Genomic DNA, 2,788 nt, shown 5'->3' on the forward strand with positions numbered 1-2,788 from the left:
GAGGTGAAGAATGCCGGCGGTGAGATGCTCGCATCGCAGAGCTCGGATTCTGTGAATACGGCGCGGCCGCGCGATGACGAAGGATCGCGCCAACAGCGTAACCGTGAATTGATGGTCAGAACCCATCCAGGGGCGGCCAGACGGGTTGGAAGACGCGCGCGAACGCCCGGGCCGGCCGCTTCGCGGCCGCGACTCGCGTCGTGCACTGGATATCCTTCGGAACGACCCTTCGCGATGCGAAGGGCCCCAGTAGGCGCAACGCTGAATTCGAGAGCGACGACAAGCACAGACGAAAGGAATTCGGTGAGTCAGTCGAGGCGCGGCGAGACGTGCCGGAAGACGCGTTCGGGCGAGCCGTCCCGCGGGCGAGGCGTACCGGGAGCGTACGTTGAGCCCGCGGGCGGCTCGCACGGACGTGTATAACGGCGCGTATCGCCGCGCCTACCGGGCCTGCTGGTCGACGCCGTCGAAATAGTCCGCGGGAACCAGCACTTCCCTGGGCTTCGAGCCCTTCTGCGGCCCGAGCAGCCCGTCGCGGTCCATCATGTCGATGAGCTTGCCGGCGCGCGAGAACCCGACGCCCATGCGGCGCTGGAGGAACGAGATCGACGCCATCCGCTCCTTGACGACGAGCCGGGCCGCCTCGTCGTAGAGCGGGTCCGACTCATCCCCCTTCCCGTTGGCGGCGTTGGCCACGCGGGCTTCCTCTTCGCGGTCTTTCGTGACCTCCTCGTCGTAGACGGGCTTGGCCTGCTTCTTCAAGAACTTGACGAGCGCGGCCGTCTCCTGCACGGAGATGAAGGCGCCGTGGACGCGGTGGAGGCGCGACGTGCCGGGGCCGAGGTAGAGCATGTCGCCGCGGCCGAGGAGCTTCTCCGCGCCGTTGCCGTCGAGCACGACGCGCGAGTCGATCTTCGTCGCGACCTTGAATGCGATCCGCGACGGCAGGTTGGCTTTGATGACGCCCGTCAGCACGTCGGTCGAGGGCCGCTGCGTGGCGACGACGAGGTGGATGCCGACGGCGCGCGCCTTCTGGGCGATCCGCGCGATCGATTCCTCGACGTCCTTGGGCGCGGTCATCATGAGATCCGCGAGCTCGTCGATGATCACGACGACGTAGGGGAGAGGCTCGAGGGCCAGGTCCTCGGCCTCGTCGCCGAGACGCGCCTTCACCTCCGCGACCGTCTGCTTGTCGTCGATGGCGCGGTTGTACTGGTCGATGTTCCGGACGTTGCCGACCTTGGACAACAGCTGATATCGCTCCTCCATCTGCGCGACCGCCCACTTCAGGGCGTTGGAGGCCTTCTTCGGATCGGTCACGATCGGGCTCAGCAGGTGGGGAATGTCCCGGTAGATCTCGAGCTCGACCATCTTCGGGTCGATCAGGATGAGCTTGACCTGGGACGGAGTCGCCTTGAAGAGGAGCGACGTGATGATCGTGTTGATGCCGACCGACTTCCCCGATCCGGTCGTGCCCGCGATCAGGAGGTGCGGCATCGACTGGAGGTTCTGGACGACCGGCTCGCCGTGGATGTCCTTGCCGAGCGCGAGCGCGAGCATCGAGCGCTCGGCCGCGAACCGCTCCGACTCGATCACGTCGCGCAGCGCGATCAGGTCTCCCCCGTCGGGGTTGGGCACCTCGATCCCGACCGACGACCGCCCCGGGATCCGCTCGATGCGGATCGACTCGGCCGAGAGGGCGAGCGCGAGGTCCTCGCTCATCGACATCACCTGCGTGACCTTCACGCCGGCGGCGGGCCGGAACTCGTAGGTCGTCACGACCGGACCGGGGTGATACTCGACGACTTCCCCCTCGACCCCGAACTCGGCGCATTTCTCGGTGATCCGGCGCGCGATCTCCGGGAGCTGCTTGCGGTCGAACGTCCCGACCGGCTCGTATTTCTGGAGGAGCGAGGTCTGCGGGTAGAGATAGCCTCCCATCTCGATCGGCAGCGGCTTCTGGGGCGAGGGTTTCTTCTTCTCCTTCGGCTTCTCCTTCTCGCGCCCCGCCGCGGGAGCCGACGGCGGGGGGGCGGCCACCTTGCGGATCGAGAACCCTCCCTCCCCTTCGACCTTCCGGACCTTCACCGGCCCGCGCTCCTCCCCGAACGCGAAGTCGCCGAGCGCGCCTTCCTCCTGCCGCGATTTCTCGATGTGCTTCTGGACGACGATGCGCTTCAATCGCTCCTTCATCTGCCGCTCGCGCCGCCGCGCGAACCCGATACGGAACCGGCCGAAGAGCGCGATGAACCTCAGTTTCAGGCGGAACAGCGCCTCGCCGAGAGAGACCTGCGTCGAAAGAGGGATCGACAGGACGAAGAGCGCCGAGAGCACGATGATCGACCCCGCGGTGTTGAAGCGGGCCCGGACGAACCCGGCGATGCCGCTCCCGAGGAGGCCCCCGGAGTCGAGCGTCTCGCCGCGGTAGTCGCGGGCGCCGAGGAGAATCGAGAGGAGCGCGGGGAGCGACAGCGCCAGGAGCACGAGGCCGACCGCCTTCGTCCCGGGATTGACGAACCGCTTCGCCGAGAAGCGGTTCACGCCCCACGCCGCGAGGCCCGCGACGAGGAGCCAGGCGGTCAGCCCGAACGCCGTGAGCAGCAGGTACGACCACATCGCGCCGAATCCGCCGATCCAGTTCGTCGCCCGCGCGTTCTCCCCCGAGGTGCTCGAGAAGAACGGGACCGGGTCCTGCGGCGAATGGGAGAAGAGGGCGAGCGCCGTCAGCAGCGCCGCGACGAGGAGCATCAGCCCGAGCGCCTCGTCGGCGTAGCGCCGCGCATTATCG

1 protein-coding gene is annotated in these 2,788 nt (G+C 67.6%); it reads right to left on the minus strand.

All coding sequences use genetic code 11. The features are described from left to right. Nucleotides 1-441: 441 nt before the first annotated feature. Nucleotides 442-2,788, minus strand: a 2,347-nt coding sequence (locus VKH46_00350; protein ID HKB69265.1) for a DNA translocase FtsK 4TM domain-containing protein, incomplete at its 5' end; no start/stop codon positions are given.

The sequence above is a fragment of the Thermoanaerobaculia bacterium genome (assembly GCA_035260525.1).
GTDB lineage: Bacteria > Acidobacteriota > Thermoanaerobaculia > UBA5066 > DATFVB01 > DATFVB01.